Annotated in this window: 7 protein-coding genes; 2 read left to right on the plus strand and 5 right to left on the minus strand. The window is 55.7% G+C overall.

Annotated elements, in window-relative coordinates:
- Positions 1–736: 736 nt before the first annotated feature.
- The 5 genes from bglX to HMPREF6485_RS02770 all read right to left on the minus strand — a co-directional run bounded on the left by bglX (position 737) and on the right by HMPREF6485_RS02770 (position 11,002).
- Positions 737–3,028, minus strand: coding sequence for a beta-glucosidase BglX (bglX, locus tag HMPREF6485_RS02750; protein WP_004344512.1), 2,292 nt, complete (start codon positions 3,026–3,028; stop codon positions 737–739).
- A 46-nt stretch (positions 3,029–3,074) separates the two neighbouring features.
- The gene (locus tag HMPREF6485_RS02755; RefSeq protein WP_004344513.1) at positions 3,075–4,193 is read right to left on the minus strand and encodes a family 16 glycosylhydrolase; all 1,119 of its coding nucleotides are present in this window, start codon (positions 4,191–4,193) and stop codon (positions 3,075–3,077) included.
- A 103-nt stretch (positions 4,194–4,296) separates the two neighbouring features.
- On the minus strand, positions 4,297–6,183 hold the full coding sequence (locus tag HMPREF6485_RS02760) for a hypothetical protein (protein ID WP_004344515.1): 1,887 nt from the start codon (positions 6,181–6,183) through the stop codon (positions 4,297–4,299).
- Between the two features lie 20 nt (positions 6,184–6,203).
- Positions 6,204–7,730, minus strand: coding sequence for a RagB/SusD family nutrient uptake outer membrane protein (locus tag HMPREF6485_RS02765; protein WP_004344516.1), 1,527 nt, complete (start codon positions 7,728–7,730; stop codon positions 6,204–6,206).
- A 47-nt stretch (positions 7,731–7,777) separates the two neighbouring features.
- Entirely contained in the window at positions 7,778–11,002 is a 3,225-nt protein-coding gene (locus tag HMPREF6485_RS02770) for a SusC/RagA family TonB-linked outer membrane protein (RefSeq protein ID WP_004344518.1), read from the minus strand.
- Positions 11,003–12,339: 1,337 nt separating this feature from the next.
- Between HMPREF6485_RS02770 and HMPREF6485_RS02780 the strand changes: the two genes are divergently transcribed.
- Positions 12,340–15,540, plus strand: coding sequence for a hypothetical protein (locus HMPREF6485_RS02780; RefSeq protein WP_004344522.1), 3,201 nt, complete (start codon positions 12,340–12,342; stop codon positions 15,538–15,540).
- Between the two features lie 800 nt (positions 15,541–16,340).
- Complete coding sequence (locus HMPREF6485_RS02790; protein WP_004344526.1) at positions 16,341–18,626, plus strand: hypothetical protein; 2,286 nt, start codon at positions 16,341–16,343, stop codon at positions 18,624–18,626.
- The last annotated feature ends 13 nt before the right edge of the window (positions 18,627–18,639 follow it).

Consider the following 18,639-nt stretch of genomic DNA (forward strand, 5'->3'; position numbering starts at 1 on the left):
CAAAGATACTGAAAATCAGATAAAACGCAAAAAGAAAGCATCGCTTTTTTAAGTCTGCGCCACCCAAGGCGGACACTCCGAAAAACTGTCCGCCTTTTTCATGCGGCATTTGCATTCGGGCCAAGATTTGTGTATCTTTGCATGAGCAAGGGAAGCGCGAGAGCGTTTCCTTTTTTTTATAAAAAGCTCTCAACAAGCCCCCCAACCTCCTAAAGGGGGGCTTTTCCGGCCTGAATGACCTCTCAAAAGGGCCCTTCTGAGGTTGTCATTCGGGCCGGACGAGCCTCCAAGTGTGGCCGTTTCGCAATGTCGTTTGGGCCGAGTGAGAAAATAGATGGGGCAAATTTGACGAATAAGCCGAATGAGAAGAGATGGGAAAATGGACTTGGAGAAATGTCGTGTAAGCCTTTTTCCAAAGATTTAATAGTTCGTGCTATATACGTGAAAGGGCCACAGTTGGAAACTCAAACAGCCACAGTTGCGATGCAACTGTGGCTGTTCTGTTAGCTCATTCGGCCTCTTTCAGACCCCTTTTCGGACTCTTGAATGCGTCAAAAATATTCAAACAGCTGACTCTCAACGATTTAAAAGTACCGCCAAAATTCGCGTATTTTCACCCGGAGGCATGTTCGATGAGTATAGCTCAAGCACAGGGTCCGAAAAGCAGTAGTTTATTTGACAAAATCGGAGACTCCCGTCAAGGTCGGACAAAAGGTCGGACCGGCTCCACTTTTCACTATTCCACTTTCAGGACGGCGGCCTTCACATCGCGGCTGTTGGGCCCGATCATCACATCGAAATCGCCGGGGTCGAGCACCTCGCGCAGATCGTTGTTGTAGAAAGTGAGCAGCGAGGGAGTGATGGTGAAATTCACCCGGCGGCTCTCGCCGGCCTTGAGACGGATGCGACGGAAGCCTTTGAGCTCTTTTACCGGACGGGAGAGCGAGGCCACACGGTCGTGGATGTATAGTTGCACGATTTCGTCGGCATCGCAGCCACCGATGTTCGTCACCGTCACCGAGGCCTCCACGCTGCCTGTCGGGCCCATCGTGGTACTGCTCAACGCCACGTCGCTGTAACGGAAAGTGGTGTAACTCAACCCGAACCCGAAAGGATAGAGCGGATCGTTGCGCACGTCGAGATAGTTACTTCTGTATTTCCGAAACGCCTGCTCGCCCTCTCGCACGGGCCGCCCCGTGGGCAGATGGTTGTAGTAGAGGGGCACCTGACCGAGCGACCGCGGCATGGTGACGGTGAGTTTGCCCGAAGGCACCTTGTCGCCGAACAGCACATCGGGGATGGCATCGGCCAACTCCGAACCACCAAACCACACATTCATGATGGCAGGCACGTGCTCGTTTTCCCACGCAAGCACCGTGGGACGGCCCGAGAAGTGGAGCAACACGAGCGGTTTGCCAAGTGCCACGAGGCGGCGCAGCAGGTCGGCTTGCGCGTCGGGCAGCGAAAGATCGGAGCGGGAAGCGCACTCGCCGCTCATCTCGGCCAGTTCGCCCATGGCACAAACGATGACATCGGCCTCACCGGCCAGGCGCAATGCCTCTGCCCGCGCTGCCTGCTTGTCTACCCGGGGAATGGGCCGGCCAAACGTACCGGCCTCCTGCACAGCCTCATCATCGTAGATGTTGCACCCCTGTGCATAGACGATGCGGGCCTTGTCGGCCACGGCACGCTCCATGCCCTCGCGCAAAGTGCTGTAACGGTCGGGGGTGTCGCCCGTAGACCAACAGCCCACCACATTGCTGCGCGTGTCGCCCAACGGCCCGATGAGGGCTATCGTGCCCTCTTTCTTCAAAGGCAGCAGTCGGCTGTCCTCTCCGTTGGAGGCTGCACCGGGCATCCGGTCGTTTTTCAGGAGCACGAAAGTCTCGGCCGCCATCTGTCGGGCGGCGGCACGGTGCTCGGCCGTGTAGAGCTCGGTCTTGGCCCGCCGGGCATCGCAAAAACGGTAGGGATCGGTGAAAAGTCCGAGCTTGTATTTCGCCTCAAGCACCCTCCGACAGGCCCTGTCTATCTCTTCCACGCCCACCTTGCCGGCTTTCACGGCCTCGGCAAGAGTCTTGGCGAAAGCATCAGAACACATATCCATATCCGTGCCTGCATGGAGTGCCTGCACGGAAGCCGCCTTCAGGTCGCCCACACCGTGGGCCACCATTTCGCCGATGGCCCCATAGTCGGTCACGAGAAAGCCGTCGTAGTGCCACCGGTCGCGCAGCACATCGGTCAGCAGCCAGCGGTTGCCCGTGGCGGGAATGCCGTCTACCACGTTGAAGGAAGACATGAACGAACCCGCTCCGGCCTCGGCAGCTGCCTTGAAAGGCGGAAAATATTGGTTGAACATGCGCTGGCGGCTCATGTCCACCGTGTTGTAGTCGCGCCCGGCTTCGGCTGCCCCGTAGAGGGCATAATGCTTCACGCAGGCCATCACATTCTCCCGGCCGTAGTTGCCTTGAAAACCGCGAATCATGGCTTCTCCGATGCGGCTGCCGAGAAACGGGTCTTCGCCGTTGCCCTCGGCTATGCGGCCCCACCGGGGGTCGAGGGCGATGTCTACCATGGGGCTGTACACCCAGTTGATGCCCTGTGCCGATGCCTCCCGGGCGGCTATCCGGGCCCCTTGTTCGATGGCTTCGAGATCCCAGCTGCACGACTGGGCGAGCGGAATGGGGAACACCGTCTGATAGCCGTGTATGACATCCTGCCCGAAGAGCAGTGGTATGCCCAATCGGCTTTTCTTGACAGCCACTTCCTGAAGGGCCCTGATCTTGTCCACGCCCTTCACGTTGAGCACGGCTCCGAGCCGGCCATTAGCCGCCAAGTCGGCCAGCGGACTCTTCATCACCGCCCCCGTGGTGATGTCGCCGCCGGGCAGTAGGTTGAGCTGTCCTATCTTCTCCTCCAGCGTCATCTTCGAGAGGAGATTGTCTACAAATGTATTCATGGGTTCCGTCCGGGCCGTGGCCAACAGCGACAGACAGGCCAAAGAGAGGGAAAGCACTGATTTTTTCATGTCAATTTCGGTTTAATGGTTGATGATATAAGGATTCCTGGCCACCTTATTTCTGATAGACACGCACGTAGTCGACGGCCATTGTGGCCGGCAGAGCCGTCTCGTCGACTCCCTGCTGACCGCCCCAGTCACCACCCCAGGCCAGATTGAAGATGATGTAGAAGGCCTTGTCGAAGGGCCAGGCATCGCGGCCCGTACCGTCGTTGCGGTAGGTGAGCAGTGTCTCCCCATCCACAAAAAACGTTATATGGTCGGCCGTCCACTCCATGGCATAGATGTGGAAGCCCGTCGTGGCACCGGCCACCATGCGCCGTGCGCTCTCGATGGCTGTGCCGGTGTTGTTGTACTTGGTGCAATGGATGGTGCTGTGAACCACATTCTCATTGAATCCCACATGCTCCATGATATCTATCTCGCCGTCGGCGGGCCACGACTTGAAGTCTACAGGCATCATCCAGAAGGCCGGCCACGTGCCTTTGCCCTTGGGCAGTCGCATTTTTGCCTCCATGTAGCCATACTTCCAACCCTTGGCGGGCAGGGCATAGAGTCGGCCGGAGTAGATCTTCCCGCCTATCTTGCGAGCCGTGACAGAGAGCACACCATTGTCTACGGCGATGAGCTTCTGCCCGTCTATCTCTGCCGTCCCGGGATAAATTTGCAGTTCGTTGTTGACTTTTCCGGCCGGCCAGTTTTCTATCTTCCAGTCGGCAGAGAGGCTCGGAGCGTCAAACTCGTCGTGCCACACAAGCCGATAGCCCTCTGGGCCCTTGAGCGAGTCGGGCGTTTCTGAAGCCTCAGCAGCCGCTTGGGTCACGGGGATGGACACCCGCGAAGAGCCCGACATCACCACCACATGCCCCGAACGGGCTTCGCAGGAGGTATTGGCAGTTATCTTCAAGGCTATCGTGCCCGTAGTTTTGGCGGTGCCGGAGGTGGTGACAGTCACCCAACTGCTGCAAGCCTCATCGGCATAGGCGTTCCAGTCCTTGGGTGCGGTGATGCTGATGCGCTGCTCGGTTTCCTTGTCGGTCACGCTCACGGAGGCCGGACTGACCGTTATGCCCTCTGCAGAGGGCGCCGCTCCACCATCGTTGTCACTGCCGCCGCAAGCGGAGAAAGACAGCAGTGCGGAAAGAAACAGACTTAATAACATGTACTTTTTCATTTTTTCAATATCTATATACCTTAGCGTTTAAAAAGTTCAGAGGGAGTCAGGGCGTTGCACCAACGTCTTTAGGTCAACTCCCTCTGTTCAAGCCATCATCCCGTCATTTGGCCGTCTTCTGCAAAATGATTTTGCCGACGGAGACATGCGTGTCGGCCTCGTTGCCGCCAAAGTCCAACACCAGTTCGAGGGCGGGCGCAGCACCATTAGGCAGCACCACGGCCGGCACTTTGAGCACGCACTCCTCGTAGGCCTTCACAGTCACCTCTTTGGCAAACAGGAAGTTGGCATCGGAAGCCGTGTCGGTGAGTTTCACCATGAAGGTGCCTGACTTGTCGGTGTTGATGGTGCAACTGAAGTCGTAGGATGTCTCGGCCTCGGCGGGGATGGTCGTTGTGATGAAGCACTGCGCCTGCCAACGATCCGTGGTGGCTTCGGGCAATGTGTAGGAGAATTTGCCATTGTCGAACACCAGTTCGGGGTCGGCTATCTGCTTCCAGCCGGGGGCATAGAAGTAACGGGTGGTGAAGCCGGCCGTGCCCTTGTCGTCTACGCCGGCCTTCCAGAGATTGGACGGCGCGTCGTAGGTGTAGACCGTCTTGTCGTCTTCCGCAGGAGCCTCGATGCCGTCACAGCCATGCTCTTGCAAGTCGATGCGGCTCACGGTGACCTCCGTGTTCTCGGCATTGCCGCCGAAATCGAGTACCAGTGTCACCTTGTCTATGTCGATTCCCTTCATGTTGCTCTTATAGAACACGTAGGGCTCGTAGGCTTTCAGCTTGATGGTCTCGGTGAAGAAGAACGTGTTGTCGTCGCCCTCCTTGAACAGTTTCACGGTCACGTTATCGTGATTGGTGTTGGAGATGAACTTGGCCGAGAAGTCATAGCTGTTGGCACTGTTGGTGGCCATGTCGGTGTGGAAGAACACTTGGGCCTGCCATTGCTGCGTGGTGGCTGTGGGCAAGCTGATAGTGTAGCTGTTGCCGTCGGCCTTCACGGTGGGGTCGGCTATCTGCGACCATCCGGGAGCGTAATAGAAGGTATGGGTGAACTTGCTGTTTTTCCACAGATTGCAGTCGCTGTCGGCATTGAAGCCTTGGAAGCCTTCGCTGCCGGCGGTCAGGATGAAGTGCCACGAGATGTTGGCGGCTTCGTTGTCATAGACGAGATCGAGCTGCGTGGCAGTGATGTTCTCAATGCGGAAGCGCGGACGGTCATACTGCGCGTCGGCCGAGAGATAGGGAAAGAGCGTCTTGGCCGGCAACACCAAGTAGAGTGCGGTGCCTTCCACCTCGAAGTGATAGTCGGCCGTTTGCTGCTCCACATTGGCCGTGTAGTCGTTGCCGTTGCCGGGATTGGTGCCGAAGGTGGCCCCTTTGTTCACATACACTGTGCCCCCCTTGCCGGGATCGTAGGTGTAGCCACTCTCCGTGGTGAAGGTCAGGCGGTCGTCGTAGAGCCCCATGGCGGCCTTCTCGTTGGGCTGCGCACTATACCAGCCGGTGCCCGTAGTGCCCAGCGGTCCGCAACCGAGATGCCCGGCGAGCGTGTTGGCGATGCGCCACTCCTTGCTCTTGCCCGACTTCTCCGACCCTCCGGCCAAGAGATTGTAGTACTGGTCGAAGTTGACTATCGAGTTGTCAATGTGGAACGACAGTGTGTCGGTACCTGCACTGATGCCGTTGCGGTTGCCTATGCGGTAGGGAATCTTATAGTCACCGGCCACGGAGAAAATCACCGTCTGACCGTTGACGGTGGAATAGGTGGTCTTCTTGCCGCTCGGAAGCAGCCACACGGGATAGCTCGCGGCATTGTCGAGCGTGAAGGTCACGGCATTGGTGGTCTGGTCGACGGCAGCTGTGGCCTTGGCATCCATGATGGAGGGCACCCCGCTCTGGTCGGGACCGGCAAACTCTTCGGGCGAGCAGGCGGCAAAGGCCAATGCTGCCAACAGTGCGCCACAGGTGTTTTTGAATATCTTGTTCATCATACTTATCTTGATTGAAAGGGTTAATAATTGTGCTGAACGAGTCCACCACCGGCAGCATCGATTTCGGCCTGCGGGATGGGTACATACTTGCGAGCCTCGCTCCAAGTATTCTTGCGGTAGCCGTCGGCATCGGGGACGAGCACGGAAGCAGCCTTGCCCGTGCGCACGAGATCCCAATAGCGCTTACCCTCGCCCATAAACTCAAGGTCGCGCTCGGCAATGATGTTGTCGATGGTGGCCGCCTTGTTGTCGGTGAGGCCCGAACGGTGATGCACGAGGTTGAGATATTGCTGTGCATCGGCAGCCGACCCGTTGGTGCGGACAAGCAGTTCGGCAGCATTGAGCAAGGTCTCGGCATAGCGGTAGATGCGCAGATTGTTGGCATAGTTGCCGTCGGTGGCACCGGCTATGTTCTGCAAGTTGGCACTGCGGGCAATGTACTTGCTGAGCCAGATGCCCGTATCCTCATAGCGGGGTTTGTAGGAACCCGAAGCAGGACGATAGCAGGTGGCATCGCGACGGGCATCGCCGGAAGCAAACTTGTCGTAGGCATCCGTTCTGACCGGTGCGGCTCCCCACCCGTTATCTACACCGTCGGCAGCCACACCGCCCTCGGGACTGATGAGCCGGGGCAGCCATGTGCCTCCCACATTGCCCACTCCGCCGCCGTAGGCACGCTTGCCATTGGGGCCGTCGGTGTAGTTGATTTCGAAAATACTTTCCTTCGTCCATTCCCCTTCTTTCGTCCAAAGGGCGGCATAGTCGTCATGAAGGGCAAACTGCCCGCTGCTGATGATCTGCCGCATGTATTCCAGCGCCTTGGAATAGCGGCTTTCGTCGTTCTGATACATCACCATTTCGGCATAGAGCATGTAGGCCGTGGCGCGGTTCACCCGCCCGAGATTGGCATCGTCCCACTGCATGGGCAGCGCACCAATGGCGATGGCTTCTTCCAGAGAGGTGATGATGGCATCGTAGGCCGCATCGGGAGCTGATTGCTCGCAGGTGTAGGGAGAGGTCAGATTCTTCATGTAGACGGGGATGTAGCCGTAGAACTTCCACAGCTGGCAGTAATAGAACGCCCGCAACACCATCGCCTCCTCGGTGTAGAGCTTCTGGTGTTCGGCAGTGATTTTGTCCTTTCCGGTCTCTACATACGATAGCACGTCGTTGGCGTTCTTCACCCCCAGATAGCACTGTTTCCATATTCCTTCGAGCGTGTGGAGCGGGTCGGCCTTGAAATCTTCCATGTAGTGCCAATAGGTGTAGTCGTTGAGGTCGGCTCCGCCGGCCCAGAAGTTGTCGGTCATCACCTCGCTACAAATGTTGATGGGGTTATAGGTGGCACCGTTCCAGTCGAAAAGGCGCATGGGATGATAGGTTGCCGCCACGGCTTCGTAGATGTGTTCGTCGGTGGAGAAATACTCTGTCAGTGTCATCTTCTTGCCGGGTTCCACCTCCAAAAAGGAATCTTTGCAGCCTGTCAGCACAAGGAGAGCAGCGAGCAAAGCTGCAATACCTAACTTATATAATATGTTCGTTTTCATAATCAATCTTCTTTTGGGTTATATTCCTAATGATGGTTGCACTTGGGTCAGAAACCGACATTCACTCCGACTGTCCACACACGGGCTTGGGGATAGACACCGTAGTCTACACCGAGTGAGGTGCCGGTGGGAGTTCCCGTAGTCGATGAGGGAGAAACTGACGGCGATATTTCAGGATCGAAACCGTGATACTTGGTCCATGTGATCAGATTTTCAGCCGAAAGGAAGACGCGCAGGCGGTCGACAAAAAGCTTGTGGGTGAGCGTGCGCGGCAGTGTGTAGCCCAACTGCAGGTTTTTCAGGCGCAGATAGGAGGCGTCGTGCACATAGAGGTCGGACGACAGCCAGTTATTGTGCGTGTCCACGGTGCAGTAGCGGGGATAGTGGTTGGAAGTGCCCTCACCCGTCCAGCGGCCGAGCATCCACGAGGGCAGGTTGGACACGGAGATGTCAGTGCGCGTGGTGGCGTCGAAGACATCACATCCCGTCACGCCCTGCCACATCATCGAGAAATCGAAACCGCGCCAGTCGGCCGACAACGTGAGTCCGAAGGTCCAGTCGGGCATACCTTTTCCAATCTTGGTCATGTCGCCTTCCTGACTGATTTTACCGTCGCCATTTACATCAACAAAGCGCACGTCGCCGGGCACGGCGTTGGGCTGAATCATCGTTCCTTCGGCATTGACGTATGCCTTCACTTCGGCCATGTTCTGGAACACGCCGTTGGTCTTGTAGCCATAGAAGAAGGGGAAGGGCTGTCCGTTCTGTGCGCGGGTGATGGTTCCCACGCCTTGCAAGTGGTCATAGTTCTGATAGCCCGTGTCGTTGCCCAAATTGACGAGCTTGTTGCGCAGATAGGCGGCGTTGCCTTTCACGTGGAAGCGGGCATCGGCCACGCGGAACTTATAGCCGGCCTCGAGTTCCACACCGGTGTTTTCCATCTTTCCCACATTGCCGATGGGGCGGGCGGAGCCCACATATTGCGGCACGGGCACTTCCATCAACATGCCGTTGGTCACTTTCTTATACCAGTCGACGGTGAAGGTAAGAGCGTTTTGGAAAAATCCGAAGTCCAGTCCGAAGTCGGTCTGCACGCTCTCCTCCCACTTCAGGTCGGGATTGGCAAGGCCGCCGGCCTGCGTACCGATAATCTCGGTGTTGTTGCGACCGAACAACACGTTGTGGTTGCCCTCGGTGTAGACGGCATAGCGGAAGTTACCGATGTTTTCGTTACCGTTCTTTCCCCAAGAGAAGCGCACCTTCAAGTTGGTGAGCCAGTCGGGCCGGACATTCCTGAGATAAGGCTCGTTGGTCACATTCCATCCCAGCGAGAACGAGGGGAAGGTGGCATAGTGGTTGTTGGCACCGAAGCGGCTCGACCCGTCGCGGCGCACGGTAAACTGGGCCATGTAGCGCTCATCGTAGTTGTAGCTTGCCCGGGCAAAGAGCGAGGCGAGCGTGGCTTCATCGTTGGGGCCTCCCCACACATTCATGTCGTTGTCGACTGCAAGCCCCGTGGCAAAGTCGATGTAGGGCTTTCGGGCACTGACGGGATAGCTGCGGCTGCCGCCGAGATACCAGCCGGTAGACTGCTTGGCTGTCTGGCCGAGCACCACGTTGATGTCATGCTTGCCAAACAGCCTCGTCCACGTGAGCACATTCTCCACCTGCCAGATGGAAGCGCGGTTGCTTTGGGCCGTAACCGACGATTTGGTGGCCAGATTATTGCCCGACAGATAGTAGTAGGGGGTGTAGCCGGTGTCTATGCCGTTGAAGTTGATGTCGCCACCATAGGAAAGCCGGTAGCTGAGCCCCCAGCCGATGTTGAGCGTGGCGGCGAAGTTGGCCACAAACTTGTGTACCCACGTGGGGGCACTGGGCAGGTTGAGCATGGCCACCGGATTGTTCATCTCGTGATAGTCGGCTCCCGGTGTGTAGAAGAGTTCGCCGTTGGGCCCATAGACAGGCTTGTAGTTGTAGCCCGTCACCTCGTTGGTCTTCGGGTCGGTCACCTTTGTCGCCTCCTGCATACGGGCTATCTCGGCAGCCTGCGCAGCTGCATCGGAAGCGGGAATGGAGACGGGCAACAGTGGTGAGAGCATCAGCGCACTGCCCAGCACGGAGCCCCACTGCGAATTGGCCTCAATGGAGGTGCTCTTAATGCGGGCGTAAGAGAGATTCACCTGCACGTCGAGCTTGTTGAGCCACGCACGCTCCTTGGAGTCGTCGAAGATGGTGTAATTGGTGTTGCTCCGCAGCGTGAGACGGCGATAGTTGGACTTGTTGTAGTTGCCGCCCACGATTCCCTCCTGGTTGTTATAACCGAAAGCGAGATAGTAGTTGAGTTTTTCAGTGGCTCCGCTGACATTCACTTCATGGTTTGCCACTGGGGCATTGTCGTTGAACACGGCATTCTGCCAGTCCGTCCCCTTGCCGTAGGAATAGGGGTCGGCATAGACAGGGGCCATGCCCGAGTTCACGGCTCCTTCGTTCATCATCAGTGCATAGGCCGTGGCATCGAGCACATCGCGGCGCTTCCACGCCTTCTGCCAACCGTAGGAGAAGTTGTAGTTCACCGAAACCTTGCCCAACCGCCCGCGCTTGGTGGTGACGATGATCACACCATTGGCCGCCCGTGCACCGTAGATGGCACCCGAGGCGGCGTCTTTGAGCACTTCCATGCTCTCGATGTCGCTGGGGTTGATGTAGTCAATGTTGCCTTCCACGGGCATTCCGTCGACGATGAAGAGCGGATCGGAGTTGTTGATGGTGCCCACACCGCGCACTCTGACCCGGGCAGCGGCTCCGGGCTGGCCGGAGGCCGAGGTGACGGTGACGCCGGCGGCGAGTCCCTTCAGGGCGTTATCCATGCGCGTGGGGGCTGTGAGTTGCAGATCGTCCGCGCCCACCTTGGCAATGGAGGCTGTGACGACGCTCTTTTTCTGCACGCCATAGCCCACAATCACCACCTCGTCGATGAGTTTGGAGTCTTCCTGTAGTACAATGTGTAGATTTGGAGCAGCTTTCATCTCCCGGGTGGCATAGCCCACGTAAGAGACGACGAGCGTGGCACCGGGAGTCACTGATACGGAGAATTTGCCGTCGAGGTCGGTAACAGCCCCGTTGCTCGTGCCTTTCTCCACAATGGAGGCACCGATAACGGGCTCACCGGCTGCATCGACCACATCGCCCGAACAGTTGGTCTTTTGGGCGAAAGAAGTCATTGAAACCAATAAGGTCAGTAACAAGACGATTAACTTGTCTTTTTTCATAAGAATGATATTTAAGTTGTTAGTTGGCGGTATTAGACGCGCGGCCTGCCAATAGATTGTTGATTGTGATGCAAATATAGAAAAAATGCCGACTAAAAGAAAGGGGGAGAAGCGGAAAAGTGGATGTCTTTTCCGCACGAAAAATCATAAACAACTGTATAACAACACTTTATACGTTTAACAAAAATTAAAAAGAGTGGATGGTGTGTAGCAGGAAAAGAAGTGCCAAATGGGCTGAAAAAGGAAGAAAACACATCATTTTCAAGAAAAAGAAAGGCATCTCTCGCATACTCTCAAGTATGCGAGAGATGCCAAACGGTAGGCTGACGGCCCTTCCGGTGACTTACCCGGAGAGCCACGCCATGCGTTGCCAACTATGTCGGGTGGTCAGTCTTCCCAGCCCTTCCAAGAGTTAGAGGCCTTGGCATCGCCATTGATAGGACCTTCATCTTCATCTCCAGAATCGATGGATTGGTTTTCACCTCCGGTCCCTCCCCATAAAACCATCATATAGCACAAACTATTAAATCTTTAGAAAAAGGCTTACACGCATTTTTTCCACCCCCATCTCCCATCCTAATCCAATCCGCCTCATCAGCCCTATCTGCCCCATCAAATTTCCCGCCAAGCCCAAACGAATTTGCAAAACGGCCACACTTGGAAGCTCATTCGGGCTGAACGAGAAGCTCAAAGAGGCCGTTTTACAAGGTCGTTTGGGCTGAAAAAGCACTCTTTAGGGGGTGGAGGGTTCGTTGGTGGATTGGAGAACTAAAAAAGGGAAACACCGAAGTGCTTCCCTTGCTCATGCAAAGATACGAGATTTTCGGGCCGAATGCAAATGCGATAGGAAAAAAGCGGACATCCGGCACAGCCCCCTTACGCCCCGGACTGCCTGTCCCCTTCCGGCCCTGTCCCCCTTGGGGGGAATCATACGCCCGGCCTTCATTTGACTATTTTTGGCCGACAAACTCTTAATAATTCTTAAACAGAGTGTCACGCATGGATATTTTTACTATATTTGCGAATAAGATGACATAACCGACTCAAAGTATATCAGGCCCTTGGAGGGCACCGACTTAAACCTCAACAAGTCTGGCAGGAGCTAAAAGCACAGAACGACAGAACGCTTCGGACGCATGGAAACCATGACGGCCGCTTTGCCCCTACCACTCTCGGGACACCGAATGCCGGCTCTCTTCATAGCTGCCCCCTCTGCACGTTGGGGCTGTAAAAGAAATAACCAATAGCCACGAAAGCGCCCTGCGGGGTATGACACTCTTTCTATCTCTCGATTACAACTCAAAGTTTGGGACAATTATCACGTAAAATTTAACATTATGAAAAATTTTATTTCTAATAGACGCGGAGTGCTCGCGACATTGGCACTCCTCTTGTTAGGGCTGTTCCCGATGCCTGCCACGGCGCAAAACGTGACCATCGGACCCAGAACGGGCAAGCTGATTGCTGCCCTGACCGACGGGGCCGAATGGGGATTCGAAAGCGGATTCAACTCCCTCTGGCGACACGACCAGCTGCCGCTGAGCCTCATCACCTCCGACGACGGGGCCCTCACGGCTGCCGGCATTCCCAAGACACACGCCTGCAACCTCAAGTACTACAACGGCAAGATGATCAACGTGTGCATGAAGCGGTCCAGCTTCAATGTCATCACGCTGCCCAAGGGCTTCCGGTTTACGGGCTACAAGATAGTGATGAAAAACAATTTGGAGGGTGTCACGCTGGGGAGCTACACCATCAAACACGCCGGGCCCGAATGGAAGATGAGCGAAATGGGGTCTGATTTCACCACCGTGAAGAAGCAGGTCAACTTCGGGACGGGAGACACGGGCGACCGCGAGTTTGTACTCGAACGCCGGGCCGACGACATGGGCAACCTGCTCTACTTCCGGCTCGACGGCAACTTCACCAGCACCGACTTTGCAGGCATCTCCTTTGAGTCTATCGAAATCACGTTCACATCCGAGGGAGCGTTCACAGTGCCCGTGATGCCTTCGGCTGCTTCCACGGAGGGTGTGAGCTGGGTGGAGGTTCCCTTCAAGACGAGCAAGTTCGACCTCGGCACCATCAAGCCCCGTTCCAAAGGTTCCACCACCTATTACAGTTATGACTATGAGAGCGTGAAAGACCTTGAGGCCTACGTGGCACTCTATGAGGAGGCCTGTGTGGCCGACGGCAACTACGGCAAGGCCGTGGGCAACAAGGGCATCACTGCCGTCGTCACCCCCGCCGATGCCTACTATCGGCTGAAGCCCGGCACCTACTACGTGGAGTCGCCCACTTCGGTCAAAGACGGCCATGCCGTAGAACTGCCTTTGGGCTACCGCATCACCAAGGCCGTGATACACTACCGGGCCGCCGATGCCAACGGCTACACGCTGAAAGTGTATGGCCGCGACGGTAAGACCGTGGAACACGCAGTCAACGTGGCAAGCGGTGGGGCGGAAGGAACCGTTGAACTCACCGACCTCAACAACGATGCCGTGAAGTTTGCCATCAAGGCTCCTCCGAGTGCCTCCGTCAATGCAGGTATCCGGCTGGAACTCACCATGGAGCATCTCAACCCCTACGTGGAGAGCATGGATGTCGTGTGCAACGGGCCCGACGGAGCGTCACTCCGCAGGCAGTCTACCACCGATGACTTCATGATAGGCGGCGGAAAATTCAGCTTCTTCGTCCCCGATGCTTTTGCCCACTTCAACTGCCTGCTCACTTTCGAGAATCTGCGCAGCAAGTATGCCGACAACACCTATTATGGCAATGCCGGCTCGCAGAGTCTTTCGCGCTACAGCTTCGTGCGCTCGGTCTACTATGACAAGACCGTCACCGGAGGTCTCGATGACCTTTACGGCAAGAAAGACATCGTGGAAAACAATCCCTACGAGGAGAAAGTGCGTGTGGAGGTATCGGGCACGGGAGCCTTCCGATTCAACAATGCCGACGAACTGGCCAACACCAATATTTCCGCCGGAGACAACTCGCTCAAGGAGTTTCCTTTCTCGCTCAATGCCTATGCGGCTGCCGGCGCCACTTTCGCGCCCGTGAGCATCAATCCGTCGGGAGCCGACCACGAGCGCACTTGCTATGTGTTCACGGCCGACGAGACACGCTATAACATCGCACCCACCACCGCTACGCAGCACCGCTACTATGCTTTCTACACAATGACGGTAGACTTGGTGCAGAAAGAATACACGCCTGTGGTAGGACTCAGGAAAATCTACGACCACACGCTCTTCCACGACTTGGCCACAGGGACGGAAGATGTGGACAAGCCGATGTATGGCGTAGACCTCTCTACAAGCGATGGCGGAGTGGCAACAGAAGGCTATCTCACAGCCCGGCAAATCCGCGACGCACTGTCGGCTCTCACCGATGGCGGTACGGCTGTGGCTCCGTCGCAGCTGCTCTATGTCAATGCAGGGGCCCTGTCGACACTCATCTACGAGAGTGCCACAGCCACAGAGCCCGACGGACTGGGCCGACTCAAGGCCATGCTCGCTCCCAACGCGCTCGTCTATCTGCCCAAGAATGTCACTTCCGACAAGGACAACTTTGCCTACAAGCTCGGCAGCGGCACGTTCAAAGCCTGCAAGAACATCGTCATCACCGACCGCCAACCGTTCTTCGCTCCCTTCGACATACAAGTGGATCAGGCCAACTATGCCACTTATGAGCGACAGATCACCGTGGCCCCCAACGGACAGGTGACCAGTGCCACGCTCATGTTGCCCTTCACGCTCGATGTAGATAACGGGTTGCACACCAATGCCGGTGGCAAATGCGCTTTCAAACTCAATGTCATGCAGCCCGCCAACTGCCTGAGTCTGCCGCAGCCCGAGACTTCCTCGTCATCCGACTATAGGGCCAATGCCCACTTCCTGCCCGTATCCGGCACTGCTACCGAAGCCAACCGGCCTTACATGGTAGAGGTGACCCACTTTGAGGAAGAGGCTGTCACGGCCGGCAAACTGTCGTTTGTGGCCACGCAATATGGCTCCGACATCGTGGCAACTCCGGTGCTGGCCGCTCCTTATGTGCATGAAGGGGAGACCGCCACAGGCACCATTGCCGGCACAAGCTATCGTTTCTTGAACAATGCCACCTACTCGGGCATAAAGCTCGACAAGACTGCCAACATCTTCTATTTTGCCCGCAACATGTATCTCAGCACCAAAAATTTGTGGTCGGAACATCTCTACAGCTATCCGTTCCGCAGCTATTTCACCTACAAGGTGGCCGGTTCAGGTGCCAAGGCGTTGCAGGCGCTGGATGTGGTCTATGGTGAAAACACCGGCGGCATCACCGGCATTGCCGACACGGAACTCACCCCCGACATGGCTGTCACGGCCGGCAAGGGATTTATCACGGTGACTGTGACGACCGACACCGAGGTCAAGGTGGCCAACGCCGCAGGCATGTCTGTGGGCACGCTGCGCCTCAAGGCCGGTGAGAGTCGCACACTCTATGTGTCTGCGGGGATCTACCTAGTGAATCATGTTAAGATCATTGTAAAATAAAGGAGGATTTGCCATGAAAAAAGAATATTTAAGGCCCTGCTCCGATACAGTCGCCCTGTCTGGCGTAGGGGGTATAATGGAGGTTTTGCACCTTGGGAGTTCGTTGAATCACAACGACGCCAAGGCGATTGAATGCTACACCGAAGACGAAAACGACCGCAACGAGGTGGAGAATCTCTGGACCGTCATCCGCAAATACAGCAGCGTGTGGGACGACGAATAGTTTCCCGTTCTCACCCTGCCATTCAACCAAAAGCCGCACTCCTCTCCCAAGGGGTGCGGCTTTCTGTTACCCCTGCTTTCTATTTTCTGTCGCAAACGGCTGAGAGAGTCGCATTGACAGATAGTCTGGAAGAAAGCATTCAGGGTGATTTTTGAACACATATTGAAGTGTGAAAATGCAAACGATTGCATCACGAAAAGTGCCATAAAGCAAACAAATTGAGTTGTTTGCATGAAAAACAGTAGTATATTTGCAATTATATTAAACAGCAGGAAAAGCGGTTACCGATAGAAAAATCCATCGCAAACACGCTTGATATAAATGGCGCAGCCTGAATAAACGAACAAGAACTGACAGAAAAGAATGTCTGTCGCAAGGGCCTGCACAACGGCAGGCTGGTATTCTGAAATAACATTGATGTTCAAATGAACAGTTAACATCCCCTTTCCAATACTTTCAACCAAGGCATTGAAAAAACGTTGCGGGGCTTTTGCCCCGGATTGGAACAGACCTTTTTAGCAGCGGAAAGAAACTCAAGGAAACCTAAATAGACAGTTAAAACAATAATTTAAACGACATGAAGCAATTTTTATCAACTTTGTTATTGGCGTTGGCGTCATTCCTGATGCCAACCGTGATGATGGCCACCGACTATTATGTGGTGGGGAATTGGAACGAACCCGAGACTCTTTATAAGCTCATCATAAGCGGGAAGTCGGCCAAAGTTTCCATTCCGGCAGCCGTCTTCGGCAAGAACAAGCCGGCCACATTCCATGTACTGGCCATCGAGAGCGGCACTAACAGGTGGAACATAAAGCCCGCAGCCGTCACAGCCGTTACCCTCGGAACAGCCTATGACTGCTCCTCTTACTATAATACGCACGCCACCCATTTCACGTTGGCCGATGTGAAATCCACCGGTTCCTACACCGTGACTTTGGATTTCTCCGCTTCCAACGACATCAACAATAGCAAGCTGACGCTGACCTACGCCGAGGGCGGTGGCGGAACGCCTACCACACCTGCCGACTCTAAAGCTTACTACCTTGTAGGCAAATGGAACAACTGGGCATTGAAGAACACCACCTACAAGCTGCAACCCGTTTTCGAGAAGGAAAACGTGTATTCCATCTATATCAATGCCCCACTGAATGTCTATGGAGACTACGCCGTGAACTTTGTCATCAATCCCGGCGGCAACACAGATTGGGAGAAATGCCTCCGCCCCACGCAAGGTTCCGGCGACTTTGTGGTAGACAATCAGGACTTCACTGACCAACCCGTCTATTGGGGAGGAAACAAGTCGTGGCTGCTGAAGGAGAACAAGTCGCCGAGAGGAAACACACAGAACGGCGGCTCCTACCTCTTCACGCTCGACATGAGCGACCCTTCCCATCCCAAATGGAGCATCAAGAACACCCCCGATGTGCGTGTACTGTACATTCTCTCAAGCGAAAACGGCTGGCAGTTTTCGGGCGACTATTTGGTGGATACGAACATCGAGCCCAACAACTACAACAATAACTTCACCGGTCTGGCAACACTCAAGAGCGGCATGAAGTACAAACTCTCGGCCGGTTTCAAGTGGTTTGGCAGCACAACTGAAAACGTAGCCTATAACGCTCTGCCCACAACCACCACGCAGAAGGTGGAAGCCGGTGGCACAGCCAATGTGCCTTACAACGGGACAAGCGGCACCTACTCCTTAGAGGCCAATGTGCTGGGGCTGAACGAGCAGGGACAAGTCGTCTACGAAGGTGCTCCGCGCAAGGAGGTAATCATCCGTTCTGCGAAGAGCCAGCAAGCCACCCATGTCTATTTCAAGGGTGGAAGCATTACCGACTACACCGAGATGACCTACGATGCGGCGCGCAAGATATGGTACACGTCAGGCATTGCGCTGGACAACAATGCGCCGGCCGATTTTCAGGAGAAGTTCTACAACGGCAACGGAACAGACATCACCAACTCTTCCACCGCCAACGACCCGTTGGGCAAGAGTACCTATAAGGCCATCTACGTGTCTACCTACGAGTCGGGAACGGGTAGTCCCGTCTACAAACTCCTCCAAACGCAAAAGACCTCCTGCGTGGACGGCCATTTCATCCGCACCTACAGCGACTACTATCCACGCATCATTCCAGAGGGGCTCAAGGCCTATTATGCCGAAAGCTATGATGCGACGAGCAAGACGGTCAGCCTGAAGTCTATCGCCGATGGTGTGATTCCGGCCGGAACAGGGGTGCTCCTGATGTACGACGGAACCACCGAGGGCATTAACTTCGATGCCATCAACAATGCCGACGGCGTGACTACGGCTGCCAACCTCTCACTCGAAAAGAGCGAACAGGCGGGCACGGCTCCTGCCAACAACTATCTCATGCACGAGGAGACCGACATCACGCTCGGCCCCGTGACGAGAGACGGCAGTGGCACAGTGACCCACCGGAACTACTTCTTTGCCTACTTGAAGCCTGCGGGCAGCGAAACCAAGAAGCTCGGTTTCTACCGCACTAAGCAGTCTGACGGCACGGGCCGCCTCATCCGCAAGGCTTATCTGGCTCTTCCTGCATCCGTTCAGCCCGATGCCAGCCTCGACGGATTGGGCTACAACACGGCCGCCAAAGTCCACTTATCCGCTGTTGCATCCACCACCATGACCGCCGCTCAGGGTGTGAAACTGCTCTTCGACGGTGAAGACCTGCTCGGGTGGTTCGGTGGCACTACCGGCCTTTCCACACTCAACGCCGAGAACACCTCCGCCCCCTCCGACAGCGGCTTCTACAATTTGCAAGGCATACGCATCTGCAGGCCGACCAAAGGCATCTATATCCACAACGGCAAGAAGTATGTAATCAAGTAATAACCCTATCAAA

This window comes from Segatella buccae ATCC 33574, from assembly GCF_000184945.1.
GTDB lineage: Bacteria > Bacteroidota > Bacteroidia > Bacteroidales > Bacteroidaceae > Prevotella > Prevotella buccae.